General features: G+C 46.0%; 25 protein-coding genes, 1 tRNA gene and 1 pseudogene. 19 read left to right on the top strand and 8 right to left on the bottom strand.

Going from position 1 to position 25,958, the window contains the following annotated elements; all coding sequences use genetic code 11:
- Positions 1-113, top strand: a pseudogene (locus CIK90_RS14470) (DDE transposase); the annotation flags it as partial.
- Positions 114-202: 89 nt separating this feature from the next.
- Here the strand turns inward: CIK90_RS14470 and CIK90_RS09845 are convergent.
- Positions 203-276: transfer RNA gene (locus CIK90_RS09845), tRNA-Thr, on the bottom strand.
- A gap of 607 nt (positions 277-883) precedes the next feature.
- Here CIK90_RS09845 and CIK90_RS09835 point away from each other — a divergent pair.
- From CIK90_RS09835 to CIK90_RS09790, 10 genes are all read left to right on the top strand, one after another.
- Complete coding sequence (locus CIK90_RS09835; RefSeq protein WP_094435675.1) at positions 884-1,411, top strand: DUF4199 domain-containing protein; 528 nt, start codon at positions 884-886, stop codon at positions 1,409-1,411.
- A 37-nt stretch (positions 1,412-1,448) separates the two neighbouring features.
- Positions 1,449-2,417, top strand: a complete 969-nt coding sequence (locus CIK90_RS09830) for a glycosyltransferase family 2 protein (protein WP_094447463.1) — start codon at positions 1,449-1,451, stop codon at positions 2,415-2,417.
- Complete coding sequence (locus CIK90_RS09825; protein WP_254046327.1) at positions 2,404-2,961, top strand: DUF6452 family protein; 558 nt, start codon at positions 2,404-2,406, stop codon at positions 2,959-2,961. Before CIK90_RS09830 ends, CIK90_RS09825 begins: the two co-directional genes overlap by 14 nt.
- Positions 2,912-3,607, top strand: a complete 696-nt coding sequence (locus CIK90_RS09820) for a DUF6048 family protein (protein ID WP_094435677.1) — start codon at positions 2,912-2,914, stop codon at positions 3,605-3,607. The genes CIK90_RS09825 and CIK90_RS09820 overlap by 50 nt, the downstream gene beginning before the upstream one ends.
- A gap of 25 nt (positions 3,608-3,632) precedes the next feature.
- The gene (locus CIK90_RS09815; protein ID WP_094465145.1) at positions 3,633-4,664 is read left to right on the top strand and encodes an FAD:protein FMN transferase; all 1,032 of its coding nucleotides are present in this window, start codon (positions 3,633-3,635) and stop codon (positions 4,662-4,664) included.
- Between the two features lie 5 nt (positions 4,665-4,669).
- The gene (locus tag CIK90_RS09810; RefSeq protein ID WP_094465143.1) at positions 4,670-5,374 is read left to right on the top strand and encodes a Crp/Fnr family transcriptional regulator; all 705 of its coding nucleotides are present in this window, start codon (positions 4,670-4,672) and stop codon (positions 5,372-5,374) included.
- 465 nt (positions 5,375-5,839) lie between these two features.
- Positions 5,840-7,900, top strand: a complete 2,061-nt coding sequence (locus tag CIK90_RS09805) for a M3 family metallopeptidase (RefSeq protein ID WP_094465141.1) — start codon at positions 5,840-5,842, stop codon at positions 7,898-7,900.
- Complete coding sequence (locus CIK90_RS09800) at positions 7,869-8,300, top strand: dCMP deaminase family protein (RefSeq protein WP_094390628.1); 432 nt, start codon at positions 7,869-7,871, stop codon at positions 8,298-8,300. Before CIK90_RS09805 ends, CIK90_RS09800 begins: the two co-directional genes overlap by 32 nt.
- Position 8,301: 1 nt before the next feature.
- The gene (locus tag CIK90_RS09795; RefSeq protein WP_094465139.1) at positions 8,302-10,002 is read left to right on the top strand and encodes a S41 family peptidase; all 1,701 of its coding nucleotides are present in this window, start codon (positions 8,302-8,304) and stop codon (positions 10,000-10,002) included.
- A gap of 5 nt (positions 10,003-10,007) precedes the next feature.
- Positions 10,008-10,535, top strand: coding sequence for a 5-formyltetrahydrofolate cyclo-ligase (locus CIK90_RS09790; RefSeq protein ID WP_094465137.1), 528 nt, complete (start codon positions 10,008-10,010; stop codon positions 10,533-10,535).
- Here CIK90_RS09790 and CIK90_RS09785 read toward each other — a convergent pair whose 3' ends face one another.
- Together CIK90_RS09785 and CIK90_RS09780 are read right to left on the bottom strand one after the other, a co-directional pair.
- Positions 10,536-10,826: a DciA family protein gene (locus CIK90_RS09785; RefSeq protein ID WP_094390631.1), complete on the bottom strand. Its 291-nt coding sequence runs from the start codon at positions 10,824-10,826 to the stop codon at positions 10,536-10,538. It lies immediately after the preceding gene.
- Positions 10,819-11,934, bottom strand: a complete 1,116-nt coding sequence (locus CIK90_RS09780; protein WP_094465135.1) for a DNA replication/repair protein RecF — start codon at positions 11,932-11,934, stop codon at positions 10,819-10,821. Before CIK90_RS09780 ends, CIK90_RS09785 begins: the two co-directional genes overlap by 8 nt.
- A gap of 149 nt (positions 11,935-12,083) precedes the next feature.
- Here CIK90_RS09780 and CIK90_RS09775 point away from each other — a divergent pair, with 149 nt between their 5' ends.
- From CIK90_RS09775 to CIK90_RS09750, 6 genes are all read left to right on the top strand, one after another.
- Positions 12,084-12,740, top strand: a complete 657-nt coding sequence (locus CIK90_RS09775) for a tol-pal system YbgF family protein (protein WP_094390633.1) — start codon at positions 12,084-12,086, stop codon at positions 12,738-12,740.
- A gap of 6 nt (positions 12,741-12,746) precedes the next feature.
- Entirely contained in the window at positions 12,747-13,223 is a 477-nt protein-coding gene (ribH, locus tag CIK90_RS09770; protein WP_094390634.1) for a 6,7-dimethyl-8-ribityllumazine synthase, read from the top strand.
- Positions 13,224-13,299: 76 nt separating this feature from the next.
- Positions 13,300-14,049 (top strand): exodeoxyribonuclease III, encoded by a 750-nt coding sequence (locus CIK90_RS09765; protein WP_094390635.1) that lies wholly within the window; start codon positions 13,300-13,302, stop codon positions 14,047-14,049.
- A gap of 7 nt (positions 14,050-14,056) precedes the next feature.
- Positions 14,057-16,123: a protein-disulfide reductase DsbD gene (locus CIK90_RS09760; protein WP_094465133.1), complete on the top strand. Its 2,067-nt coding sequence runs from the start codon at positions 14,057-14,059 to the stop codon at positions 16,121-16,123.
- A 116-nt stretch (positions 16,124-16,239) separates the two neighbouring features.
- On the top strand, positions 16,240-16,881 hold the full coding sequence (locus CIK90_RS09755) for an outer membrane beta-barrel protein (RefSeq protein ID WP_094440391.1): 642 nt from the start codon (positions 16,240-16,242) through the stop codon (positions 16,879-16,881).
- 70 nt (positions 16,882-16,951) lie between these two features.
- Positions 16,952-18,076: an Mrp/NBP35 family ATP-binding protein gene (locus CIK90_RS09750; RefSeq protein WP_094390638.1), complete on the top strand. Its 1,125-nt coding sequence runs from the start codon at positions 16,952-16,954 to the stop codon at positions 18,074-18,076.
- A 473-nt stretch (positions 18,077-18,549) separates the two neighbouring features.
- Here the strand turns inward: CIK90_RS09750 and CIK90_RS09745 are convergent, their stop codons facing one another.
- The 5 genes from CIK90_RS09745 to CIK90_RS09725 are packed head-to-tail and all read right to left on the bottom strand — an operon-like array spanning position 18,550 to position 24,467.
- Positions 18,550-19,791 (bottom strand): ABC transporter permease, encoded by a 1,242-nt coding sequence (locus CIK90_RS09745; protein ID WP_371596009.1) that lies wholly within the window; start codon positions 19,789-19,791, stop codon positions 18,550-18,552.
- Between the two features lie 9 nt (positions 19,792-19,800).
- Positions 19,801-20,970, bottom strand: coding sequence for an ABC transporter permease (locus tag CIK90_RS09740; RefSeq protein WP_094465129.1), 1,170 nt, complete (start codon positions 20,968-20,970; stop codon positions 19,801-19,803).
- Between the two features lie 30 nt (positions 20,971-21,000).
- On the bottom strand, positions 21,001-21,987 hold the full coding sequence (locus tag CIK90_RS09735) for an HlyD family secretion protein (protein WP_094390640.1): 987 nt from the start codon (positions 21,985-21,987) through the stop codon (positions 21,001-21,003).
- A gap of 47 nt (positions 21,988-22,034) precedes the next feature.
- Positions 22,035-23,537, bottom strand: a complete 1,503-nt coding sequence (locus CIK90_RS09730; protein ID WP_094390641.1) for a TolC family protein — start codon at positions 23,535-23,537, stop codon at positions 22,035-22,037.
- A gap of 27 nt (positions 23,538-23,564) precedes the next feature.
- Positions 23,565-24,467, bottom strand: coding sequence for a hypothetical protein (locus CIK90_RS09725; RefSeq protein WP_094435695.1), 903 nt, complete (start codon positions 24,465-24,467; stop codon positions 23,565-23,567).
- Between the two features lie 335 nt (positions 24,468-24,802).
- On the opposite strand from CIK90_RS09725, the gene CIK90_RS09720 reads away from it, so the two are divergent.
- Both CIK90_RS09720 and CIK90_RS09715 read left to right on the top strand, forming a co-directional pair.
- On the top strand, positions 24,803-25,579 hold the full coding sequence (locus CIK90_RS09720; protein ID WP_094390726.1) for a MotA/TolQ/ExbB proton channel family protein: 777 nt from the start codon (positions 24,803-24,805) through the stop codon (positions 25,577-25,579).
- Positions 25,572-25,955 (top strand): hypothetical protein, encoded by a 384-nt coding sequence (locus CIK90_RS09715; RefSeq protein ID WP_094465127.1) that lies wholly within the window; start codon positions 25,572-25,574, stop codon positions 25,953-25,955. The genes CIK90_RS09720 and CIK90_RS09715 overlap by 8 nt, the downstream gene beginning before the upstream one ends.
- Positions 25,956-25,958 lie beyond the last annotated feature (3 nt).

Raw genomic sequence — 25,958 nt, 5'->3', positions numbered from 1 at the left:
CAGCAGAGTCTTTCAACGCCAAAGTCAAGTCCTTCAGGGCAGCACTAAGGGGAATTAGGGATGAGAAATTCTTTCTCTACAGACTTTCCATGATATACGCTTACCCCCACTAATTATCTACTGAGCCCCCGTTGTGGCTTGAACACTTCAATATAAGAAAAGCAAAACGGACCTCCTTGCATGGAAGTCCGTTCATCATTTGAGCCTCTTGTCGGATTCGAACCAACGACCCCGAGATTACAAATCACGTGCTCTGGCCAACTGAGCTAAAGAGGCGGGTGGGCAAGCTGTCTGTATCGCGCCGCTACAACCAAGTACCTTTGCTACGTTCCCGTCCTGGAGGATTCCGAGGGAGCTGGCCGTACAGGACTTGCCCATTTTTATTGTTTGATTTTTACCCTAATGGGCGAAATCGGGTGCAAAGGTACTAAAAAGTTTCCAAATAACAGGCATTAGTCGTGATGTTTTTTCGTTTTTAACACTTTTCTATGCGTTTTTCTAAGTTTCTCCCCCCACTTATCTTCAACTTACGACTCTACAGTTGCCCGTATAGCAGAAATAAACAGAGACCGGTTGCCCCTCCTGTATTTCGCATGATTCACCACGACCACAAACCTACAGTCTTAGACTAACGGCACCTAACCTAAAGGTTTTCTTCCTCCTTGAAAGGCAGAGTTCAAGAGAACTTGACGCTGCTCTTTCTTCGTTCGTCAGTTCGGAAATAAAAGAAAAACGGGCTTTTTCTTTGTATTTCGCTCGGTTTGCACTACTTTGGGCTTGACAGCCCCAAGGTAGGCGGCACCTCGGAAATAAAAGAAAAACGAGGTTTTTCTTTGTATTTCGCTCGGTTTGCACTACCTTTGCAAACGATATTCGAATATTGATGACACCACAGGAATACGTACAACTGAAAGCGTTTGCTCGCCAAGATGGCGCATTGCTTTCGCTCGTTATGATTGGGGCGTTCGCTTGCTATATAATAGGAATGACGCAACCGCTCCTCTCGTTTGTCGCTTTGATGACCATTGCGGCTACACCTTTTTTCGTAGCCAGCCGTCTGCGCCACTATCGCGACTACGGCCGTCAAGGAAGGCTATCGTTTGGACTGGGCTACGCCTATAGCATCCTCACCTTTTTCTATGGCGGTTTGCTACTGACGGCTGCTACTTTCATATACTTTGCCTATCTTGACAATGGCTATCTGATAAGCCAGTTTACAGACATTCTGCAATCTCCTGAAAGCCAACAAGCCATGAAGCTCTACGGCGTTGACCAAGAAATGAACGACAGTTTGCGCATATTGAGCGAACTGCGACCTATCGACTATGCCCTCAACGTGCTGTCGTCGGTCATTCTTTCAGGCTTCTTCTGGGGACTGCCCATTGCTCTGTTTATGCGCAAAAAACAATAGAATACTATATACATACCAACATAAAAGAATAGGAAAAATGGATATTTCCGTAGTTATACCCTTATATAATGAAGACGAGTCGCTACCTGAACTCCACGCATGGATAGACCGCGTGATGGTGGCCAACAATTTCAGTTACGAGATTATCTTCGTCAACGACGGTTCTACAGACCGCAGTTGGGACGTAATCCGCGAACTGGCTTCTAAATCACAACACGTGAAAGGCATCAAATTCCGCCGCAACTACGGTAAGAGTCCCGCACTCTATTGCGGTTTCAAGGCTGCCCAAGGCGATGTTGTCATTACGATGGATGCTGACTTGCAAGACTCGCCCGACGAGATTCCAGGACTCTACCATATGATAATGGACGAGCACTATGACCTGGTGAGCGGTTACAAACAGAAGCGCCACGACCCACTTTCAAAAACTATCCCCACCAAACTCTTCAATGCCACGGCACGCAAGGTGAGCGGCATTAAGAACCTTCACGATTTCAACTGCGGGCTGAAAGCCTACCGCCGTGATGTGGTAAAGAACATAGAGGTGTTCGGCGAGATGCACCGTTTCATTCCCTATCTGGCAAAAAATGCCGGTTTCGACAAGATAGGTGAGAAAGTAGTACACCACCAGAAACGCCAGTACGGCAAATCGAAGTTTATGGGATGGAATCGTTTCGTCAACGGTTACCTTGACTTGATGACCCTTTGGTTTCTTGGAACATTCGGCAAAAAGCCGATGCACGTATTCGGTTTCTTGGGCACACTCGTCTTCATGATAGGATTCATATCAGCCTTCATTATCGGAGCCGAGAAACTCTGGGCACTCTATTGCCACATTCCCATGCGATTGGTTACCGACTCACCATTCTTCTACATCGCTCTGACGATGATGATGATTGGTACACAACTGTTCTTGGCTGGATTTTTGGGCGACCTCATCAGCCGTAACAGTGCTGGAAGAAACGACTATCAGATAGAAGAAGAAATAAAAATTGAGCAAGCGTAAAACCATGCAACAGAAGCAACACAATATTCTGAAATACTGTAAGCAAGGCAGCCTCTACTGGCTACCCTGTCTGCTGGTCGCTACTCTACTGGCTATCGCAGGTTGCTCGTCTATCGACTGTCCGGTACAGAACCGTGTATATACGGTCTATAGTCTGAAGAAAGCCAACGGAACAGCCGACACTCTGAAGGTAGATACCCTATCCATCTGCAGCCGACGCGCCGACGGACGCGACACAATACTACAGAACCGCATCACCGGAGTAACTACGTTCGACCTCGACATCAGTTACATCAACCCCGTCGATACACTCCACATGACACTCCTCGACACGATGGGCAATACCTATCGCGACACGATCTGGGTGGAAAAGAGCAACCAACCACATTTCGAATCGGTAGATTGCCAGATTTCCTACTTTCATACTATCCTGTCGGTGAAGTCAACACACCACATCATCGACTCGTTATCCATCAACAATTCCCAAGTCAACTATGACGCATCGAAAGAACATTTCCACTTATATCTCAAGGATCGCTATTAGTCTTCTGCTGATTGTGGCAGCCACCGGCAACGGTAGGGCTCAACAGAAAAACATCATCATACCGGAAGACTCGATACCGATGTTCAGGGGATTTGCCGTTTCCTTCGACCTCGTTGGCCCTGCCATGTTGGCACTCAGCGACCATGGCGAATACGAAGGAGCATTCCGACTGAATCTCCACGACCAATGGTTTCCAATCGTAGAGGTGGGTTACGGTAAAGCCAACCACGAGAACGATGAGGTGACGGGCATTACCTACAAGACCGGAGCACCCTACTTCCGCATCGGTATGGACTGGAATCTGCTGAAGAAGAAACATGGCCCCAATCGTCTGTATGGCGGTTTCCGCTATGCTTTCACCTCTTATAAAGTAGATATTATGCGAGGCGAAATGGACGACCCCGTATGGCAAGGAAGTAATATCGTTGACATCCAAGATATGCAATGTTCGCAACATTGGCTGGAAGCAGTATTCGGCATTGATGCTAAAATCAGCGGTCCCATCCATCTGGGATGGAATGTGCGATACAAACGACGCATAGCCCACAACGACGGAACAGCAGGACAAACCTGGTATATTCCTGGTTTCGGTACCTATGGCGACACTCGTATTGCCGCTAATTTCAACGTGATTATCGACATTTAAAACAATACAAACTATCCCTGAAACCATGTCTGCAAAAAACAAGAAACGCCTGATTTGGCAAATACCATTCCTCGCCGTACTCATCATCGGCACCGTGCTGATTATTCGGCAACAGCAAAACGTGCCCTACCTCACCAACAAAGGTTTTATATTCGGCACTACTTACAGCATCACCTACCAGTCGGATCAAGACTACGAAAAGGAAATACTTGCAGAACTCAACAAAGTTGACGCAGCCCTGTCGATGTTCAACAAAAGCTCCATCATTTCCAATGTCAACAACAACAAGGACATGAAGGTCAACAACATGTTTCTTGAAGTATTCAATCTGGCACAAACCATATCAGAAAACACCGAAGGAGCATTCGACATCACCGTAGCGCCACTGGTCAACGCATGGGGGTTCGGCTTCAAAAATGGAAACATGCCCACCCGCCATCAAGTAGATTCCATCCTGCAGTTCATAGGCTACAGAAAGGTTTCTATCGACCACATGAAAGTGAAAAAAGCCGACCCTCGACTGATGCTCGACTGCTCTGCCATTGCCAAAGGCTACGGAGTGGATGCCGTGGCAAGACTGTTGAAGAAAAAAGGCGTGAACAACTTCACAGTAGAGATAGGTGGCGAGATTGCCACACGTGGTGTCAGCGCACGAAGAGCACCATGGCGCATCGGGGTGGTAAAACCAACGGAAGACTCTTTGCTCTACAACAACGAATACCAAACAATCCTCAACTTGAGCGATATTGCCATGGCCACCAGCGGCAACTACCGCAACTTCTATTACAAAGGCGGCAGAAAATATGCACACACCATCGACCCAAAGACGGGATATCCCGTACAGCATAGTCTGTTGTCGGCTACCGTCCTTGCCAACACCTGTGCTGAAGCGGATGCCTATGCCACAGCATTTATGGTGATGGGGATGGAAGGGGCTAAGCAGATACTGGAAAAGGAAAAACAGCTGAAGGCCTACTTCATCTATACAGACGAAAAGGGAAAAATTGCTGTATGGTACTCACCTGAGATGAAAAACAAAATAGAGCAACTACCCTAAGCAACATGCCCGCCATACACCTCTACGATAAGCTGTTACAATTTCCCCTGTTCCAAGGCATGAGCCATTCGGAACTCATGGAGGTTGTGGCACACACACGTATCGGATTCCATAAATATCCCGCAGAGAAAACACTATGGACTGCTGGAAGCCGATGCGAACAATTGGTGTTTCTCATCAACGGGCAATTGCAGTCAGAACACTTTTCCGGTCCACGACCCTGTCGGGTTGTCGAACAACTATCTGCACCCTATGTGCTTGAACCCGAACGACTCTATGGTGTGGAACAACACTACCAACACACCTACTCCACGCTGACCGACACCAATATCCTTACCATCGACAAAGCAGAAGTGCGTCTGCTGATGGAAACACAACTGGTGTTCCGCCTCAACTATGTCAATCTGCTTGCCACCACCTGCCAGCGGTACGACAACCGAACACGTCAATCGGCACCAAAAGATCTTCGCGAACGACTCATTCGCTATTTCTTCTCACAATGTCAATACCCCGCAGGCCCCAAAACGTTCCATATCCTCATGCGACAGTTGGCAGAAATGATTGACGCCAGAGTGCGCGACATCTCACAAACGCTCAACCAAATGCAAACGGAAAACCTACTCTCCCTTCATCGCGGCCGCATCGTCATTCCCTTGATAGAAAGACTTCTGATGTGGAACACGACCGCTACAGAAGGGAATGACCTTTGAAACAAAAATACATCATCATAACGACAGTTTACAACAGAAGGTTGGTAAGAAGCCTAACGGCATCATGATAACATAAAAACGTTTTATCAAGGAAATGTCTCCCAACAAGCTCCCATAATCAAGCAAAATATTGGGACTCACATGGGACTCACATGGGACTCACATGGGAAATACTATATAGGCAGAAAGCTGATTATAAACAGAAAGCATCCCGAATACATCCCGAACACATCCCGAAGGAAAAATACTGTATTTGATATTGGAAAAACGCCAATAGATTTCTACATGGATAAGTCTTGTGAAGGGCATTTTGAAGCGTATGATACTCCCGCTTATCAACCACAAAAAATTGTCAAGACAGCCAGACACGATAATTTGTAGTATATTTTAATTTCAATTAACGCGTTTTCTTTCGTTGTATGCTACATATTTCGTATCTTTGCACCTTGATAAATTAACGTTAGTATGAGTGAACATCAGAATCCATTTTTAGTACCCTACAATACTCCACACGATACTGTGCCCTTCGATAAAATCAGACTTGAAGACTACGAAGAGGCATTCATGGAAGGAATACGCCGTGACAACGAGCAGATTGACAAAATCATCAATAATCCAGAGAAGCCCACTTTCGACAACACCATCGTCACCAGCGATGAAGACAAAGAGGGCTACTACGACCTGTTGGGACGTGTCTCTGCTGTATTTTTCAATCTGATGTCGGCTGAAACCAACGACGAGATGGATGCGTTGGCACAAAAGTTGCAACCTATTCTGACACAACACTCCAACGACGTGCGACTCAACCCACGCCTCTTTGAGCGCATCCGTCAAGTGCATCTGCACCACAGACGTCTCACCGATGAGGAGCAGCGTTTGCTTGACGACTGTTATGACGGGTTTGTACGGAGTGGTGCACTACTCGACGAACAAGGCAAGGAACGTCTGCGCAAACTCACAGAAGAGGCTTCTATGCTCTCTTTGCAGTTTTCACAAAACCTGCTGAAAGAGAATAAAGCCTTCACACTCCATATCACCGATGAGCAACAGCTCGACGGACTACCCGATACCGCACGGGAGGCTGCCGCACAAACGGCCAAGGAAATGGGAAAAGAGGGATGGGTATTTACCCTCGACTTTCCATCCTACTCACCGTTCATGACCTATTCCACACAACGCGACCTGCGCAAACAGATGTATATGGAGCGTAATACCGTGTGCACCCACAACAACAGCGAAAACAATATAGACATTTGCAAACGCCTTGTTAACCTGCGTCGCGAAATAGCCCAACTGCTGGGATTCAAAACCTATGCAGACTATGTATTGAAACATCGCATGGCATCCAACGTGAGAAACGTATATCGACTGCTTGACGACTTGATTGACGCTTACCGCCCAACAGCCATCAAAGAGCGCGACGAACTCATCAAAATGGCACATAAGGATGTAGAAAAAATGATGCCATGGGATTCTGGATTCTATTCACATAAGTTGCAAATGAAGCGCTACAACCTCGACGCCGAGATGTTGCGCCCCTATTTTGAACTCTCAAAGGTGATAGAAGGTGTATTCGGACTCGCCAATAAACTCTACGGCATCACTTTCCGCGAAAACAAAGACATTCCCGTCTATCATCCAGACGTAAAAGCCTACGAGGTGTTTGATAACGACGGAAGCTATCTCGCCGTATTCTATGCAGATTTCCATCCCCGCAAAGGCAAGCAGGGTGGCGCATGGATGACCGAATACCAAGGACAATGGATCACACGAAAGGGCGAGAACGTACGTCCACATGTCAGTGTGGTGATGAACCTCACCAAGCCCACAGATGATAAACCAGCCTTGCTCACCCTGGGCGAGGTAGAAACCTTCCTCCACGAATTTGGGCACTCGCTCCACGGCATGTTTGCCAACACTCGCTTCGAAAGCCTGTCTGGTACCAATGTGTGGTGGGACTTTGTAGAACTGCCTTCACAGTTCATGGAGAATTATGCAGTAGAGAAAGACTTCCTCAGCACCTTCGCATTCCACTACAAGACCGGCGAACCAATGCCCGACGAACTCATCCGACGCATCAAGAAAAGCCGGAACTTCATGGCAGCATCGGGATGTCTGCGACAAGTATCGTTCGGATTGCTCGACATGGCATACTACACACAGCGCAAGCCCTTTGACGACGATATTCTGTCGTTCGAGAAAAAAGCATGGAAGAAAGCCATTATCGGCACCCAACTGCCAGACACCTGCATGACAGTACAGTTCTCACACATCATGGCAGGAGGTTACGCCGCCGGATACTATAGTTATAAATGGGCAGAAGTACTCGATGCAGACGCCTTCGCCGTATTCAAAAAGCATGGCATTTTCGATAAGCAGACCGCACAAAGCTTCCGAGATAATATTCTGTCAAAAGGTGGAACAGAACACCCCATGACACTCTATAAACGCTTCCGTAAGGGAGAACCCACCATCGACGCATTACTGAAAAGAAATGGAATCAAACGAGAAACAAAGAAAGCTTGACCTCCGCTATCTGAGGATGGCAGGCATCTGGGCCGAGAACTCCTACTGCCAACGCAGGCAGGTAGGCGCACTCGTGGTGAAAGAAGGTATGATCATCAGCGACGGCTATAATGGAACGCCAAGCGGATTTGAGAATGTCTGTGAAGATGACAACAACGTCACCAAGCCTTATGTGCTCCATGCCGAAGCCAATGCCATTACCAAACTGGCACGGTCGTCAAACAATTCCGACGGTGCCACCATCTATATCACAGCCTCACCATGTATCGAGTGTGCTAAACTCATCATCCAGGCAGGCATACGCCGCGTGGTCTATGGTGAAAAATACCGCCTTACAGACGGTATAGACCTATTGGAACGCGCCGGAATAGAAACAACATACCTCAATCCCAACGAATAAGATGAAAGAGAAAAAGACTAACCGATTCCTACCGCTTCTCATGGCGCTCAGCGTCATTGTCGGTATTCTCATAGGCACATTCTATGCCAACCACTTCTCAGGCAACCGTCTGAGCATCATCAACTCCAGCAGCAACAAGCTCAACAACCTGTTGCGAATCATCGACGCACAATATGTAGATTCCGTTGACGTCAACGATTTGGTGGAGAAAGCCTTGCCTCAGATTCTGGCAGAACTCGACCCCCACTCCATCTATATCTCAGCAAAAGACATGCAGATAACCAACGATGACCTAAAAGGCTCATTCTCGGGTATCGGTGTAGAGTTCACCATCCGACAGGACACCCTGCATGTTCAACAAGTCATTGGCAACGGACCGGCAGAAAGAGCTGGCGTCATTGCAGGCGACAAGATTGTGATGGTAGATGGCAAACCCTTCACAGGGAAAACCCTGACCAACGAAGAAGCCATGCACAGACTGAAAGGCCCAAAAGATACGAAAGTAAAACTCGGTATCCTGCGCTATGGCGAAAAGAAGATACGCAACATCGTTGTCACACGAGGAGAGATTCCTACCAAGAGCGTGACTGCCACCTATATGCTCAACGATAAGACAGGCTACATACGTATCAAGAACTTCGGCGAGAACACCTATGCAGAACTGCTCATCGCACTGGCACAGCTCTCCCAACAGGGATTTGAGAACCTGACCATTGACCTGCGTGGAAATACTGGCGGCTATCTGGAATCTGCCGTACAGATTGCCAACGAATTTATGCCCAAGGGCCGACTCATCACCTATATGGAAGGACGCAAATCACCACGCAAGGAGTTCAGAAGCGATGGCCGCGGTAGTTATCAGAACATTCCACTCGTAATACTCATCGACGAAGGATCGGCCTCTGCCAGCGAGATTCTTGCCGGTGCCATACAAGATAATGACCGTGGTACAATCATAGGCAGACGCTCATTCGGTAAGGGACTGGTACAACAACCTATCCCATTCTCAGACGGTTCCATGGTCCGACTTACCATTGCTCGCTATTACACCCCGTCAGGTCGTTGCATCCAGAAGCCATACGTGGCAGGCGACAATAGCGACTACGAAGATGACATGCTGGCAAGATACAAACACGGTGAGTTCTTCTCACAAGACAGCATCAAACATTCAGGACGTGCCTATACTACACGCATCGGTCGAGTGGTTTACGGTGGTGGTGGAATCACGCCCGACATCTTTATTGCAGAAGATACTACCGCATACACCTCTTATTATAAGGCAGCATCCATGACAGGACTCATCCTGCAGTTTGCCTATAACTACACAGACAACAACCGCCAAAAGCTCAACGAGTTTACCACATCAGAAGAATTGGCAAAATATCTCGTCAAGCAGAATACCGTAGAACAGTTTGCTGCCTTTGCCGACAAGAGCGGACTGAAACGTCGCAACCTGATGATTAAACGCTCTCACAAACTTCTGGAACGCTATATCAATAGCCGCATCATCTATAACATGATGAACGAAGAAGCATGGCTGAAATATCTCAATGCAGACGACCCTGCCATCATCGAGACGCTACGGGTGTTCCATGCCAACAAGGCTTTCCCCAAAGCTCCCGCAAAGGCTGCCAAGAAGAAGACAGCAGTACTGCTGGGTAGAGGATATGGCTTAGCACGAGGAAAACGTCTATTGGCATAGTACTTATGATGACCAAACAAGACATACGGAAAATGCTTCGTCGCGGTGGACAACAAGGTTCACCCGACGAAGCATTTGCTTTACAGCAAGCATTAGACGGTAATAAACTTCTCCGCAATGCACAAATTGTAATGGCCTATTGTGCGCTCCCCGACGAAGTGCCCTTAGAACCACTCTTCCAGAAATGGATTGACGAAGGAAAAAGTATCCTATTGCCTCGTGTAGTCAGCGGCACTACAATGCAGATACACCACTACACAGCCCCCAATCAACTGGAAATCGGGGTTTTCGGCATTATGGAACCAACTGGTGAAATTTTCACGGACTATGCTAAAATTGACGTCGTAATAGTACCAGGAATGGCATTCGACAAACAAGGGCATCGGTTAGGACGCGGTAAAGGCTACTACGACCGATTCCTTTCACTTTGTCCACAAACTTATAAAATAGGAATCTGCTATCCACATCGACTTCTTGACCAAGTGCCAGTGGATGCCCACGACATCCTGATGGATGCAATTATGACAATATAGTCAACTAAAACGAATATCAATTATCACACGCTCGCCTACTGCATCATTCAATCGTTGCACCAACACCTGCCGTTGCATCGACAAATCTGCACGCAAGGCAGGATTTGACAAACGAACAAACAACGTCTGGTTGTATATATATGTTTCGGTAGTATAACGTGCAATAACAGGTCCTGCCACCGTAGGCCAAGCCTCTACCAAGCGTTTCTGAAGGATGGGAGTCTCTAATCCTTGTTTGTGCAACACCTTCAGCAATACATCATGCAAAGTTTCTGTCTGTCTTCTAAACATGGGCTGTCAATAGTTTGATATTACCATTATCCACTTCAAACATACGGTAGTCACTTGCTGTTGATCCAACGATGGCATCCAAATGTGTGCGGTTTGTATCTGTTACAAATATCTGACCGAAAGCATCCCCTGACACCAATCGCACAATCTGTTCCACACGTCCTGCATCTAATTTATCAAAGATATCATCAAGCAAAAGTAAGGGTGTTGTATGAGATGCTGTACGCTTGAGCAGTTCAAACTGAGCCAGCTTTAGGGCAATGACATACGTTTTGTGTTGCCCTTGCGACCCCTCACGTTTCATGGGTCTGCCTCCAAGCGTAAAGATCAAATCATCACGATGCACACCATGCAAAGAATAGCCCACGGCAAGATCTTTTGCACGATCACGAGAGATGACATCCAACAAGGGACCACGCTGTCCATGTGAGAGATATTCCAATCCAACATTTTCACAACCTGAGGAAATCTGTGTATAAAACTGTTGAAACAGCGGTTGTATCTCTGTCACAAAAGCCGACCTTCGGCGATAAATCTCTTCTCCTGCTTCAGCCATCTGTTCCTCCCAGATGTGCAATAACGTCGGATCCGGCCCTGGATTTTCCTGTTTCAACAATATGTTGCGTTGCTGTAATGCATTATTGTAGTTTGTCAATAGTGTCATATACTGCCGGTCATACTGCGAAATAACAAGATCCATCAACTTACGTCGTTCCTCCCCTCCTCCATCAATCAACAAGGTATCGGAAGGCGAAACGACAACAATGGGAATCAATCCAATATGTTCAGAGAGTCTCTTATATTCCTTTTTATTGCGTTTGAAATGTTTCTTCACACCACGTTTCAAACCGCAGTAAATATGTTCTTCGTTTTCATGTTCATCATCATACGTACCCTCAACAACACAAAAAGGTTCGTCGTGACAGATGACCTGCGAGTCAATAGGGTTATTAAGTGAACGGCAAAAAGAAAGATAATATACCGCATCGAGCACATTCGTCTTACCAGCGCCATTGTGTCCGATGAAGCAATTCATCTTCGGAGAGAGATCAATAGAAGTCTCCCGAATGTTCTTATAATTGATGATGGAAAGTTTTCTGAGTATCATTTATGGTGCAAAGTTACACCTTTTATCAGTCAAAAACGAAAAAAGTCTATAATAAATTTCAGTATCTGCAATAAAATGAGTAATTTTGCCACGCAAAACTTGGCTCTATGGAGTTATACAGAAACGCAAATAAAAAACTAACAACAATAATGGCAAACAAAAACCAAACAGTTGCTGTCGAGACCGAGCAGCAGTTAAACAAGACAGAGGCATTCTTTGATAAGTACAAGAAAGCCATCATCATCGGTGTAGTAGCAGTTGTCGTTCTCATCGTAGGCGGCATCCTCATCAACAACTATTATCTTGCTCCACGTGAAGACGCTGCCAGCACAGAATTGGCAAAGAGTCAGGAGCTCTTCAACAACGAACAATTCGAACAGGCTCTGACTGGTTTCAAAAAAGTAGCCAGCGACTATTCTTCGACAAAGGCAGGTAATTTGGCTCAGCTGTACATCGGTCTCTGCCAGGCTAACCTCGGTAAATGGCAGGAAGCTGCCGATGCCCTCGAAAATTTCAGCACCAAGGGTGACCAAATGATCAGTCCCGCTGCTGAAGGCGCTTTAGGCAATGCTTATGCAAACCTCAAGCAGTATGACAAGGCCGTTGACCACTTGAAGAAGGCTGCCAAGATGGCTGACAACAACTCACTCTCTCCCACCTTCCTCATTCAGGCCGGTGAGATTCTGGAGAGCCAGGGCAAGAAAGACGAGGCTTTGAAACTCTACCAAGAGATCAAGAAGAAGTATTTCCAGTCAATGCAGTACCAGAACATCGACGCTTATATCGAACGTGCTTCTGCTAAATAAATAAAGATGGCAACAGCACTTCATAACCTGAGCGACTACGATTTTGATGCAGTCCCTGACGCATCGAACATGATATTCGGCATTGTTGTAGCCGAGTGGAATCCAGAAATAACAGGAGCACTGTTGCAGGGATGTGTTAGCACACTGGAGAAACACGGAGCATTGCCCGAAAACATCCATGTAAAAACCGTTCCCGGTTCGTTCGAACTCATCTACGGTGCACACCAGATGACTCTCAACGACGGCTATGATGCCATCATCATCCTCGGTAGTGTAATACGTGGTGAGACACCACATTTTGATTATATCTGCCAAGGTGTGACCCAAGGCATTGCACGCCTTAACGCCACCAACAACATTCCCGTCATTTACGGACTGCTCACCACCAATGACCTACAGCAGGCCAAGGATCGAGCAGGCGGACGATTGGGCAACAAAGGTGACGAATGTGCAGTAGTAGCCATCAAGATGGCAAAATTCTAACCGATAGACTCACCAATCAAATAACTACATGGCGGACTTCTCACAACGAGAAGTCCGTCTTGTTTACAAAGCGCTTATGAAACTTATTTCATGGAATGTCAATGGTCTGAGGGCTTGCGAGGGCAAGGGCTTCAGCGATGTTTTCAAACAGTTGGATGCAGATTTCTTCTGTCTACAAGAGACAAAAATGCAAGCAGGCCAACTCGATTTGCAGTATGACGGATACCAGTCATACTGGAACTATGCCGACAAGAAGGGATATTCTGGTACTGCCATCTTCACTCGCCATCAACCCATTGTCGTAAGTTATGGTATCGGAATTGATGAACACGATCATGAAGGACGTGTTATCACCTTGGAGATGGACCGCTATTTTGTAGTGACATGCTACACTCCAAATTCACAAGACGGACTCCGCCGATTGGACTACCGCATGAGATGGGAGGATGACTTTCGGCAGTATCTATTAGAACTGGATAGTCGGAAGCCCGTCATCCTCTGCGGTGACCTTAATGTGGCACACGAAGAGATTGACCTCAAAAATCCCAAGACTAACCGTCGTAATGCTGGTTTTACCGATGAGGAACGCGAGAAGATGACAACGCTCCTTGAATCAGGCTTTACAGATACATTCCGTACACTACATCCCGACGATTCCACCTATTCATGGTGGTCGTATCGTTTCCAAGCTCGCCAAAAGAACGCAGGATGGCGTATTGATTATTTCCTTGTCAGCAAACGACTGATGGAAGATGTGAAAGGCGCTGCCATCCACACCGAAATATATGGTTCAGACCATTGTCCAGTAGAACTTACATTGAAATGACATAACTATGAAAAGACTCTTCCTTATTATTATAGGTATGATCTGCCTTGTGTCTGCACAAGCCCAACTGGCCGATCCTGTACACGTTTACACACAATTGAAAGAAACCGGCAACCAAGAAGCCGATATCATCTTTACCCTCAAGATTGACAACGGATGGCATGTGTATTCCACTAATCTCGGCAATGGAGGTCCTATCTCCGCTACTTTCAATACTGTAAAAATTCAGGGAGCCACACTTGTAGGAAAACTTAAGGCCAAGGGTAAGGAACTTAGCAAGTTTGATCACCTCTTTGACCAACAGGTTCGCTATTTCGAACATACCGCCACCTTTGTGCAGAAGATTCGCTTCACCCAAGCCAACTACAGCATCGACTGTTATCTTGAATACGGAGCATGCAACGATGAAATGTGTATGCCGCCGTCAAGTGCAAACTTCAAGACAAGTGGTAAAGCCACAATCGTTGACAACGCGAATAAAGAAGAACAGACACAAAAGTCCATTGACAATGCCAGTACGCTGAGCGATCAAAGCACAGCTAAGGACGACAGTATAGCCATTGACAGTACTGCTAATACATCCGCAGCAACAGACACTGCAGCAGTAGCAGGCAATGCCCTTTGGACTCCTATCACCCAAGAATTACAATCGTTCGACAATACCACTCCCGATGATTCACTGCTATACATCTTCCTGGCAGGACTGCTTGGAGGGTTCCTCGCACTACTTACACCTTGTGTATGGCCCATCATCCCAATGACAGTGTCCTTCTTCCTCAAACGCAATAAAGAACGTACGAAAGCCATCCGCGAAGCATTGACTTATGCACTGAGCATCATCATCATCTATGTAGCATTGGGACTGCTCGTCACCGCCCTCTTCGGTGCTAATGCCCTCAATGCCTTAAGCACCAATGCATGGTTCAATATCTTCTTCGCCCTATTGCTCATCGTCTTTGCAGCATCTTTCTTTGGCGCTTTCGAATTGACCTTGCCCTCGTCATGGTCCACCAAGATTGACGAAAAAGCCGACCAACTTTCCATGCGCAAATCATTCTTCACAGCGCATCTCTCCATCTTCCTGATGGCATTCACCCTGGTACTGGTATCATTTTCTTGCACTGGTCCTATCATAGGTTTCCTATTGGTAGCTGTTTCTACCCAAGGCAATATACTTGGTCCCACGCTCGGTATGTTGGGATTTAGCATCGGACTCGCCATTCCCTTTGGTGTGTTCGCCCTATTCCCCTCATTGCTTAAATCAGTACCTAAGTCAGGCGGATGGATGACCACCATTAAGGTTGTATTGGGATTCATCGAATTGGCATTTGCTATGAAGTTTCTCAGTGTAGCCGATCTGGCATACGGTTGGCGCTTGCTCGACCGTGAGGTATTCCTATCAATATGGATTGCCCTTTTCGCTCTGCTTGGTGCTTATCTTATGGGATGGCTCCATTTTTCCGGTCATGGCCCTGCCGACAAGTCAGAAGGTACTCCCATCCCACAATTCTTCCTTGGTCTGATCAGTTTTGCCTTCACCATCTATATGATACCTGGATTGTGGGGAGCTCCACTGAAAGCCATTAGCGCCTTTGCGCCACCCATGTTCACACAAGACTTCAATATGCAATCAGGCAAAACCGTTGAAGCTGTTTATAAGGACTACGAACAAGGAATGGAAGCAGCACGGGCACAAGGTAAGCCTGTCATTATCGACTTCACAGGTTTCGGTTGTGTCAACTGCCGTAAGATGGAAGCGGCAGTATGGAGCGATGCCAATGTAGCAAAACGATTAACAGACGACTACATTCTCATCTCGCTGTATGTTGACGACAAGACACCATTGGCACGACCCATTGAAGTGAACGACGGCAAACGCATGCGTACATTACGTACTGTAGGCGACAAATGGAGTTTCCTACAAGCAAGCAAGTTCGGCGCCAATACCCAGCCGTTCTATGTTTTGCTGACCCCCGACGGTCATGCACTTGCTCCAAGTCGCTCCTATAACGAAGATGTGAAACAATACACCGATTGGCTCGACAACGGATTGTCACGCTTTCGTGCGAAATAATTGTCCTCTTTAGGATATATTAGGAAAATACCTAAGCTTTTTAGGACTTTCCCCCTCCGTAATCCAATAAATATATGTATCTTTGCATCACATAACAGACAAAAACAACAACGACTATGAGAAAATTTATCCTAATATTGTTGGCTACCGTCATGGCTATGCCGACATTTGCACAGTACCAATCCAATCGCAGCCGCAGCCGCTACAACCACAACGACACCGAGAGTTACTACGGTATTCGTTTGGGACTGAACTCAGCCAGCACGAGTTGTGACGATGCACCCTTTGACCTTGACGCTCGCACCGGTTTAAACATTGGTGCCGTCTATGGTTTGCAGCTCGCCAACAATACTCCAATATGGCTCGAAGCCGGCGCTTACTATGCAGAAAAGGGTGGTAAGAGTCTGTCAGATGGAATCAAAAAAACCTATCGTCTGCGTTATATAGAAATTCCCTGTGTAGTAAAATACAACATCAATGCTGACGATGACTTCTTCCTCCAACCTTTCTTAGGTGGTTATATCGCACTCGGTGTGGGCGGAAAGATAAAAAACTATGCAGACCGCACAACATCAAGTGCATTCGACAGCGACCGTTTCCAACGTTTCGATGGTGGTCTCCGCTTAGGTTGCGGTGCCGAATACAACATGATCTATGCTGAAGTCGGTTTCGATTTGGGTATTGCCAATGTGCGCCACGATGATTTTGAGGCAGCTCACACCCGTAGCCTCTTTGTCAACTTTGGAGTAAACTTCTAATTTTCACGGTGATGACATACCGATATAGCAGTGTTACCATCAGCTTTTTTATATATTACAAACAATTAAAATGACACTATATCCCCAAATGATTATGGATGCACTGCAGACTGTGACGTATGCAGGCACCAAGAAAAACCTTATTGAAAGCGGTATGGTGGCCGATCAACCTGCTGTTGCCGCACCGTCTGCAGACAATGAACCCTGGCGCGTTCATGTAGTGCTTGAATTTCCACGTGACACCGACCCATTTCTTAAATCAACTGTCAAGGCAGCCGAGGCAGCCATTAAATACCATTGTGGCAAAGACGTTGTGGTAGAGATTACCACCGAATTCAAATCAAAGCCACGTCCTGAGGTTGGCAAACTATTACCACAAGTTAAGAATGTGGTAGCAGTAAGTAGCGGTAAAGGCGGTGTGGGTAAAAGTACTGTTTCAGCAAACCTCGCTATCGCCTTGGCACGTCTGGGCTATAAGGTAGGTCTGCTCGATGCAGATATTTTCGGACCTTCTATGCCAAAGATGTTTAATGTAGAGGATGCACGTCCATATGCAGTAAATGTGGATGGTCGCGACCTCATTGAACCTATTGAAGCCTACGGTGTAAAACTTCTGTCTATCGGATTCTTTGTTTCACCCGAAACAGCCACATTGTGGCGTGGTGGCATGGCAAGCAATGCCCTGAAGCAACTTATTGCCGATGCCGATTGGGGAGAGCTCGACTATCTCATTCTCGATACCCCACCGGGTACAAGCGATATCCATCTTACTCTATTGCAGACACTCGCTATCACTGGTGCTGTAATCGTTTCGACCCCCCAGCAGGTAGCTTTAGCAGATGCTCGTAAGGGAATCGACATGTATCGCAACGAGAAAGTCAATGTCCCCATTCTTGGTCTGGTAGAGAACATGGCATGGTTTACTCCTGCAGAATTGCCCACTAACCGATATTATATTTTCGGTAAAGAAGGTTGCAAACAGTTGGCAGAAGAGATGCAGGTTCCGCTCTTGGCACAGATACCCCTTGTACAAGGCATCTGCGACAGTGGCGACCAAGGCACTCCGGCAGCTCTCAATAGTGACAGCGCAACAGGCATTGCATTCATCAATCTAGCACAGGCTGTTGTAACTGTAGTGAACCGCCGCAACAAGGAACTACCCAAAACAGAAATCGTTGGTGTCAAAAAATCATAATCTACACACTTATACCGACGTAATCTATCATTAGATACAGCTAAATCTATAACAATCTCCCCATCATACCCCACATTAACGTGGAAGATGATGGGGATTTTGCATAATAATTATAAAAATATGTGCGATTTACTTGTTTTCAATCTTCTTTTGGGTCACCAGTAAAAGTGTGTGGATTAGGCATAGATCTTCATTAGTCTGAAGAGAAAGAACTAACGGTCAATGCATGCGGGCTGGCAACAGGCATTCTGCTAAGAGTCTATACTGTTCCATTTTGTTCTAACGTTTACTCTATAAACGCACACCTGCTTGCTTTTATTGTGCTATGCTATCCACACGCTTTTGCAAGTGACCCATAATATATGGAAATACTGCATCCGTTGATCAACGGATGCAGTATTTGGTAGATCATATATGCAGGACATTTGATTCGTTAATCGGATACCACACTATGATTATCCTTTTATCCCAAATCAGTTGTTTTCCATTTTTCTCTTCCTCATATCTTGTAGTCTGTCAAAGATATGGCGACGCATCAAGAGTATCTGATAGCGATAGACAAGGCATGCCAACACAAAATATACCAGTACTTGCAGCCACAGCACACGGTATTCGGTCAATACATCGCTGAGGGTAGCCCCCATTGAGTTCATGCGAACATAGGCACGAATGCCAAAGGTAGAGGGGAATATCCATGAAATACCCTGCAAAAAGCCAGGAATATTAGACTGAGGCCACGAAACTCCACTGAGGAACAGAAGGGGAACACTGGCAAATACCACCAAGAGCATAACATTCTCACGATAACGCACTATGCATGATATGGTGATGCCAAAGAAAATACATGCTAAAATATAGGGTATCAGCATGGCAAGAAGATCCTGCCAATGGGCCAAACATGGGAAATCAAATATTCTCGGCACTACAACGGTGAGGTATGTGCCCATAATGGCATAAATCATGAAATAAGCCAATCCTTTGCCCATAACAATACGGAAAATGCCATGATAGTGTTTCTGTATAGGTACTAAGTCTTCAAAACGGTTTGTTTCGCGTGCAGAACCGGCAGACAAGCCAATACCCAATGCCAATGTCTGCTGTAGTATGAGGATCAGCACTGCTGGTAATATAAAGGATCCGTAACCTCCCGATGGATTATAAATCGGTTGGGCATCATAGTCAAGCGGTTGGGTCAGTATTTCTTCTTCCCGTTGGGTATATTTACCCGACAATCTGACTTGAATTTCACCATTCATCTGTTGGGTCACACTGATAGCTGTCATATATGCAGCCTTATAGGTCAACATTGTACTCATATCGCAGAATACAGCCACGGCTGTCTGTTCCATGCGATTCAAACGCGACTGGAAATCTGCAGGTATATGATAGATGGCACGTGCAACTTGTCGCCCCACAAGATTCTTGGCCTCATCCATATTTGAGGCATAGCACACCACCTTTACATCCGGTGTAGCATTGCAGGAACGTATAAATTGACGGCTGGCAGAAGAATGTGAATCATCTACAACTACAACTGGCACTTCACGTACTACCTCATTGTTATAGATCCAAGAATAGAGCAGCGGATAGCCTAAGGGCACAAGGATAAAGAAAATGAGCACACCCTCGTCTTTAAAGATCTGGCGCATCTCATCCTTCCATATGAGACAAGCGTCGTATATACCACTGATTATGGTTTTGAATAGTTTTTTCATCATAGCGCGTCAGGGAATATAGACATAGTTCAACATGGCATTGCGAATCTTTGGCGCCACCAATATGGGCAACAAGGCGAAAGCAACAAGAACTGCAATATGCGACCATGCATCTGCCAACGGATAGTCGTTGAAGATACATGTCTGATAAATCATAAAATAGTGGCGCAACGGAAAGAGCCACGCCAGCGACTGCAAAGCACCATCCATAGCCATGGCAGGAAATGCAGATCCTACCATTGAGAAACTTAGCACTGCCCACAGCGAACAGGTACTCATCGACATACGCAGAGATGGCAAAAGGCCGAACATAAAGATACCGAAACCTAAAGAAGAAAATACTTGCAACAGTGTGAGCATGATAATGCGCAGTGTTCCACCCGGATGTGGGAAACCAAGTATGCCATAGACATAGTAGGCATAAGTCATGGTGAGTATCAGAAATACAAGGGCATGTGGTGTGAATTTACCAATGAGAGCCACCCATGCCTTATTGTCAGCCATCTCCATCCATTGTTTGGAGCGTCCAAACTTGAGTTCCGTGCCAATAGAATATGGAGTGATAAGAAACATGAAGAGCATCATCAATCCTGGCACAAGCATAGTGGAGAGATAGACATTATAGTCTGTTGTCGGATTGTTGAGCGGATGCAAATCGACCTTTATGGGTTGCAGAAAGGTTTGTGCTTGTTCGTCAGTAAATCCCTTGGCAAGCAGTGTGGCCTGACCGACAGCAGCCGATGCCAATGTGGAAATAGTTTTGAGATCACTGAACAACAGCGAGCCTGCCACCAAAGAAGTTTGCGTATAATAGAACGACATCTTCGGCTGCCGGCTTGCCATCAGATCATCTGTTGTGCCTTCGGGTATATAAAGAAAGGCATAGATTTGATTTTCCTGTATTGCTTTTCGTGCCTCAGCCACACTGGGATAACGCGCCACAACATGTGATGTCTGGAAGGCATCGAGCCGACGAATAATGCTACGCGTAGTAGAAGAATTATCGAGATCTACCACTCCAACAGGCATTTTGAGCGGTTTCCCCTCATACATCATTGCTGTGAAAAAAAACATCACCAGCAGAGGAAATACCACCATACAGAGCCAATAGATGTGGTTGTGGCAGATAATGCCACACTCACGCACCGCAATTCCGTATATTTGTCGAAGCTGTTTCAAAATATCATTTAAAAAGTATGTTATTTTCCGTTAGTCCTGAATGACAAGCGACATGCCCGGACGTAATCCTTCAAGTGGCTGTGTGGGACGTGCCTTTACCTCAAAGGTTTTCAAGTCATACTGACCGTTGGCTTTAGTTGCCTTCCATACAGCATAGGACCCCTGGTCTTTCATATAATAAACCTTCATAGGAATAGTTTTGTTGAAAGCTGGTACATAGGCATTGAAGGTCTTGCCAACAGCAAGTCCACCCAACTGGTCCTCACGCACGTTGAAGGTGCCCCATAGATCGCTCATAATAGAAATGGTCATGATGGGGGATCCCGTGCCAACGAGTTCGCCGACTTTTGGATAAATATTGCTGACCTCACCCTCCATTTGGGCAATCTGAACAGTTTCATTAATATAAGAGGTAACTTCCTGAACAGCCCCCTTGGCTCTGCCAACAAGTGCTTGTGCTGCCTGTTTTTCTTCACGACGTGCACCATTTCGAGCCATATTATACTGACTCTCTGCAGCTTTAGCCTGAGCCTCCATGGCTTTATAGTTGGCAAATGCTTCATCGCGCTTTTGGGCGCTCATCACACCTTCATCAAAAAGGCGTTGCACACGTTGATATGACTTCTGTGCAATATCAAGTCCTGCCTTGGCCTGTTGCCATACTTGGTAGGCACCTTGTATCTGTTCCTGTCGCGCCCCGTTACGTGCCATTTCCTCTTGGGCGGCAGCAGCATTCTCTGCACTCTGGGCCTGTTCCATCTTGGCACGTACTTCTGGGGCATCTAAAATAGCGAGTGTATCACCCACTTTGACATAATCCCCCTCTTTGACACGAATTTCAAGAATACGTCCAGGAACCTTGCTTGACACTCGGTATTCACTAACTTCCACCTGTCCTTGGATATTTTCCTTTTCATGGCTGAAAGCGAAGAAGCCGATAATTCCCACAACCACCACAACTGTAGTGAATCCCAGGATGGCTAATAGTACGTTGTTATGTTGTGATTTTGCTGACATAATATCTTTCTCCTATTTTCTATCTTTATTGTATCGTTTATTCTCTCTTAATTTTCCAATGTACCAAGTGCTTTCTGCATATTGGTTTGACTGAGGCGCACATCAATCTCTGCATCAATCTTCTGAGACTGCGCCTGAAGCCAAGCAGTCTGTGCCTCCATCACTGTAGTGGATTGGATGACACCTTCACGAAATCCGAGATTTGCAGTACGAAGGTTTTCTTCCGCCTTGCGCGTACTTGCCATAGCCAGTTGAAGTTTCTTGCTTGCCTCATTGAGTCGGAATGAACTTTGGCTAACCTGCAGTTCGATTTTCTCTTTCACTTCTTCGAGTTCGAGCGAGGCAATAGCAGATGCGCCCTTAGCAGCACGCACCTTATAGGTTACATCTCCCCAATTCCATACAGGAACTCGTACCAACACACCAACATTCCACACTCCCCCAAATTTGCGTTCGAAACCATTGAAGAGATTAGGGTTGCTAACAGCATATCCACCAACTATAGCCACCTGAGGCAGGTTGCCAGCCTTTAGGAGTTTGACAGATTGTTGTGTCATATCAAGGGTATTGCGCAACATGCGAATTTCCGGACGCTGTTCAAAAGCGACAGCAACATCGGCTTTTGCACAAGAGGTGTTCTGAGCAATATTCTCACTTTCCTCATCAGCGAGTGTAACACTTCCATTCATCGGCAGTCCACACAACTGGGAAAGATACATCTTTGCCAGTGTCAATCCGTCATTGACTTTCGAAAGGGTCATCTCTGCTTCATTGACTTTCACACTAACGCTAAGTCCTTCGGAGCGAGTAGCCACACCTTCTTCTATCATCTTCTGAACATCACCATCAAGCTTTTTGACGAGGTCGAGATAGCTCTGGGCCAATTTCTGCTTATGGCGGAGCGAAACAACCTGCCAGTAGGCTTGATCAATGCTATAGAGTGTGAGTTGTCGTTGAGCATGCGCACTATTGGCAGCCAACTGCTCACCAATATCAGCCATACGGTTCATTGCGGTAATAGCACCACCCATATAAACAGGTTGTGTCACCATGATGGCTCCAGCCCACATGCTCCGAGTATCGGTATGGAAAGCATCTACAATACCAGCGCCCACTTGGTTGAGCGATCCTGCCAAACTTCCTATACCTGCAGTAAGTTGTTGTTGGATTCCCTCAGGAGTGAATCCCAACTGTCCAAGTTGTTGCCATACACCTTGTGGTACAGCCTGCAACAACTCGTTAGCCTTTCCGCCAATTCCTGCTGTCGCATTGGTACCCATATTACCAAGAGTTTTCTTCTGATCATCACTGAGAAGTGATATTTCGCGGCTTGTGTATTCATAACCTGCCAAGGCACTGACACGTGGCAGATATTTCGTACGGGCAGACTTGCGCATATTGGCAGCTATGTCTTGTTTGACATGTGCCACAGCCAACTGTTTATTGTTGCTGAGTGCCAAAGCTCTGCAACTGTCTAAGGTGAGCGTCGTTTGTGCTCCGACAGGCAAAGCCACGCAAGTAGCTAATAGATATCCTGTAATACGTTTCATAAATAATATAAAAAGGTCTATCTGCTATTATTTCTCAAGTTCGATGGTACGTGTACCAATCTCATGTCCATCAGCAATAACCTGCACACGATAAGAACCAGGTGTGAGTGTAGTTTTCGGAGCATATACTTCTATAAGCTTTTCTTCACCAGTATATTCCACATCTTTTCTTGCAGTGCATGCAATCTGCTGTCCTTCAAAGTTGCAGCGTTCACCAGCTCCCAATACATTACCCGCAGGTGTCAGTACTCTGACATAAATAGTACGCATGCCATTCTGAGCGGTCACATTGCGTGTCAAGACAAAACGCACCTTCATTTGGGTAGATCCACCAATTTTATGAGGATGTTTAACACGATCCCGAGAACTTGATGAAAATGCTTTCTTATAAAGCATCACAATATCTATATTAGCTGCATTCAGTTGGGCAGCAACGGCAACCTTTTCAGAGAGCGACATATTATCAGAAGCCAATGCCATATTCTGCTGATTAGACTGTGCAAGTTCTCCACGCACGCGATTATTTTCATTCATCAGCTCTGCATTGAGTTGGTTGAGTGAGTCAATCTGTAGCACATAGCTACGCAAAATGCTACGCACCTGCGCGAGTTCCTTTTTCAAGCGTGTAATCTCTGCGGCATCATCAGATTTTGTCTTCTTCAGTTCAGCAAGAAGTTGTTGGGTGCGTTCCTGTTCGCGAGTCAATTGTTCTACGATAGAGTCATTATTGATACGCGTTTTCATTTCATTATATTGGTCGGCGAACTGCTGATATTCGTTTTCCATTTCCTTTTTGTCGAGAGCCGCCAATTCCTGCATATCCTTGTTGGCTTGTTTCTCTTGATTCAAACTGATGGCGAGATATGCCACGCCACCGATAAGCAATAAGATGACGATGACCACCACAGTATTTACAACTTTCTTGTTCATGTTATGCTATTTAAATGATAAAATTCTTCTGTATGACATGCAAAATTAAGGATTTTCTACGAAACGACAAAGGAAAATCGGCCTATCCACAATGCAATCCGTTTATTTTTAATAATATTACGGAAAAAAAGAACAATTTTAGCATTTCTTTGAACTCTGTATCGTCAATCTATTAAATTCAAGTATATAGTCAGAAGAAAAATCGGGATTTCTTTTGTTTTCCGACTAGTTAATTGTAACTTTGTCGCCGAAAAAGAGAAACAAGAAAGATGTATCAACGTAACATAAGACGTAAATGGACGATAGTGCTGGCTGTATTTGCCTTTACTTTCGTCATGCAACAGGCATTTGCCCAGCATACTACCCACAACGATTCTGTTGCCACTACCGTGAGCGACACCATCGATAACGATTCTGCAATGGCTGTCATCGATGCCGACTTAAACGCTATGGACCCTACCGCTCAAGGAGGTGGTGGTCTCCACAAGATGCTAAAACAGAAATTTATTGAGGGCTCAGCAGGTTTCATGTCACTCGTAGCATTAGCGCTCATTGCAGGACTGGCTTTCTGCATCGAGCGCATACTCTACCTCACCCTATCAGAAATCAATGCGAAAAAGCTATTGAAAGACATTGATGAGCGGTTAACAGCCAATGATGTAGAAGGTGCCAAGACTCTCTGTCGCGAGACACGTGGTCCTGTGGCAAGCATCTGCTATCAAGGATTACTCCATCAGAAAGAACCACTCGACCAGATAGACCGTCAGCTCACCAATTACGGTTCTGTACAGATTAGCAATATGGAAAAGGGGTGTTCGTGGATTAAGTTCTTTATCGCCGCCGCACCGTCTTTGGGATTTCTCGGAACCGTAATAGGCATGGTAATAGCATTCGACCGCATCCAAACGGCAGGCGACATCAGTCCAACCATTGTTGCAGAAGGCATGAAAGTGGCACTTATCACCACCATCTTCGGTATTATAGTAGCACTCATTCTGCAATTCTTCTACAACTATATACTCTCCAAGATAGAACATCTCACTTCGCAGATGGAGGAAAGTGCCATCAGCTTGATAGATGCTTTATCTAAATACAAGCAGCAGCATGACTAATATTGGTGATTACCTACTGGCAGAAGTCATATTGTGGTTCATTTATGCCACAATAATCATCGTGGCAATAGTCATGGTATTGTCAGTAGTGCGCTCGTTGCGCAACCGCACAGATAGCATTGCTGAAAGCAACCGAGTACCCAGACGAAAAATTGCTTATGGAGTTGCTATCACCACCCTGCTCTTTCTGACCATTGCCTGTCTTGCTGGATCTTCTACTCCCATAATCATCAACGGCATTAGCTACACAGACCGTTTTTGGCTAAAGACCACCGATGGTCTCATCACAGTATCCTTGATCATGATGGTTGTGGCAGCATGTTTCGTTGCCTATGGTCTGTCTGGCATAAACCGTCGTATCCATCAGAGAAAATAATTT

The sequence above is a fragment of the Prevotella sp. P5-126 genome, from assembly GCF_002251185.1.
Lineage (GTDB): Bacteria > Bacteroidota > Bacteroidia > Bacteroidales > Bacteroidaceae > Prevotella.
The sequence above is the reverse complement of the archived record's forward strand: the minus strand, read 5'-3'. Positions and strand labels throughout refer to the sequence as shown.

What these genes read in the sequence shown, in the direction of transcription:
- CIK90_RS09835 (WP_094435675.1), top strand. Translation starts at nt 884, where the DNA reads ATGACACCACAGGAATACGTACAACTGAAAGCGTTTGCTCGCCAAGAT.
- CIK90_RS09830 (WP_094447463.1), top strand. Translation starts at nt 1,449, where the DNA reads ATGGATATTTCCGTAGTTATACCCTTATATAATGAAGACGAGTCGCTA.
- CIK90_RS09820 (WP_094435677.1), top strand. Translation starts at nt 2,912, where the DNA reads ATGACGCATCGAAAGAACATTTCCACTTATATCTCAAGGATCGCTATT.
- CIK90_RS09815 (WP_094465145.1), top strand. Translation starts at nt 3,633, where the DNA reads ATGTCTGCAAAAAACAAGAAACGCCTGATTTGGCAAATACCATTCCTC.
- CIK90_RS09810 (WP_094465143.1), top strand. Translation starts at nt 4,670, where the DNA reads ATGCCCGCCATACACCTCTACGATAAGCTGTTACAATTTCCCCTGTTC.
- CIK90_RS09805 (WP_094465141.1), top strand. Translation starts at nt 5,840, where the DNA reads ATGAGTGAACATCAGAATCCATTTTTAGTACCCTACAATACTCCACAC.
- CIK90_RS09800 (WP_094390628.1), top strand. Translation starts at nt 7,869, where the DNA reads ATGGAATCAAACGAGAAACAAAGAAAGCTTGACCTCCGCTATCTGAGG.
- CIK90_RS09795 (WP_094465139.1), top strand. Translation starts at nt 8,302, where the DNA reads ATGAAAGAGAAAAAGACTAACCGATTCCTACCGCTTCTCATGGCGCTC.
- CIK90_RS09790 (WP_094465137.1), top strand. Translation starts at nt 10,008, where the DNA reads ATGATGACCAAACAAGACATACGGAAAATGCTTCGTCGCGGTGGACAA.
- CIK90_RS09785 (WP_094390631.1), bottom strand. Translation starts at nt 10,826, where the DNA reads ATGTTTAGAAGACAGACAGAAACTTTGCATGATGTATTGCTGAAGGTG.
- CIK90_RS09780 (WP_094465135.1), bottom strand. Translation starts at nt 11,934, where the DNA reads ATGATACTCAGAAAACTTTCCATCATCAATTATAAGAACATTCGGGAG.
- CIK90_RS09775 (WP_094390633.1), top strand. Translation starts at nt 12,084, where the DNA reads ATGGCAAACAAAAACCAAACAGTTGCTGTCGAGACCGAGCAGCAGTTA.
- ribH (WP_094390634.1), top strand. Translation starts at nt 12,747, where the DNA reads ATGGCAACAGCACTTCATAACCTGAGCGACTACGATTTTGATGCAGTC.
- CIK90_RS09765 (WP_094390635.1), top strand. Translation starts at nt 13,300, where the DNA reads ATGAAACTTATTTCATGGAATGTCAATGGTCTGAGGGCTTGCGAGGGC.
- CIK90_RS09760 (WP_094465133.1), top strand. Translation starts at nt 14,057, where the DNA reads ATGAAAAGACTCTTCCTTATTATTATAGGTATGATCTGCCTTGTGTCT.
- CIK90_RS09755 (WP_094440391.1), top strand. Translation starts at nt 16,240, where the DNA reads ATGAGAAAATTTATCCTAATATTGTTGGCTACCGTCATGGCTATGCCG.
- CIK90_RS09750 (WP_094390638.1), top strand. Translation starts at nt 16,952, where the DNA reads ATGACACTATATCCCCAAATGATTATGGATGCACTGCAGACTGTGACG.
- CIK90_RS09745 (WP_371596009.1), bottom strand. Translation starts at nt 19,791, where the DNA reads ATGAAAAAACTATTCAAAACCATAATCAGTGGTATATACGACGCTTGT.
- CIK90_RS09735 (WP_094390640.1), bottom strand. Translation starts at nt 21,987, where the DNA reads ATGTCAGCAAAATCACAACATAACAACGTACTATTAGCCATCCTGGGA.
- CIK90_RS09730 (WP_094390641.1), bottom strand. Translation starts at nt 23,537, where the DNA reads ATGAAACGTATTACAGGATATCTATTAGCTACTTGCGTGGCTTTGCCT.
- CIK90_RS09725 (WP_094435695.1), bottom strand. Translation starts at nt 24,467, where the DNA reads ATGAACAAGAAAGTTGTAAATACTGTGGTGGTCATCGTCATCTTATTG.
- CIK90_RS09720 (WP_094390726.1), top strand. Translation starts at nt 24,803, where the DNA reads ATGCAACAGGCATTTGCCCAGCATACTACCCACAACGATTCTGTTGCC.
- CIK90_RS09715 (WP_094465127.1), top strand. Translation starts at nt 25,572, where the DNA reads ATGACTAATATTGGTGATTACCTACTGGCAGAAGTCATATTGTGGTTC.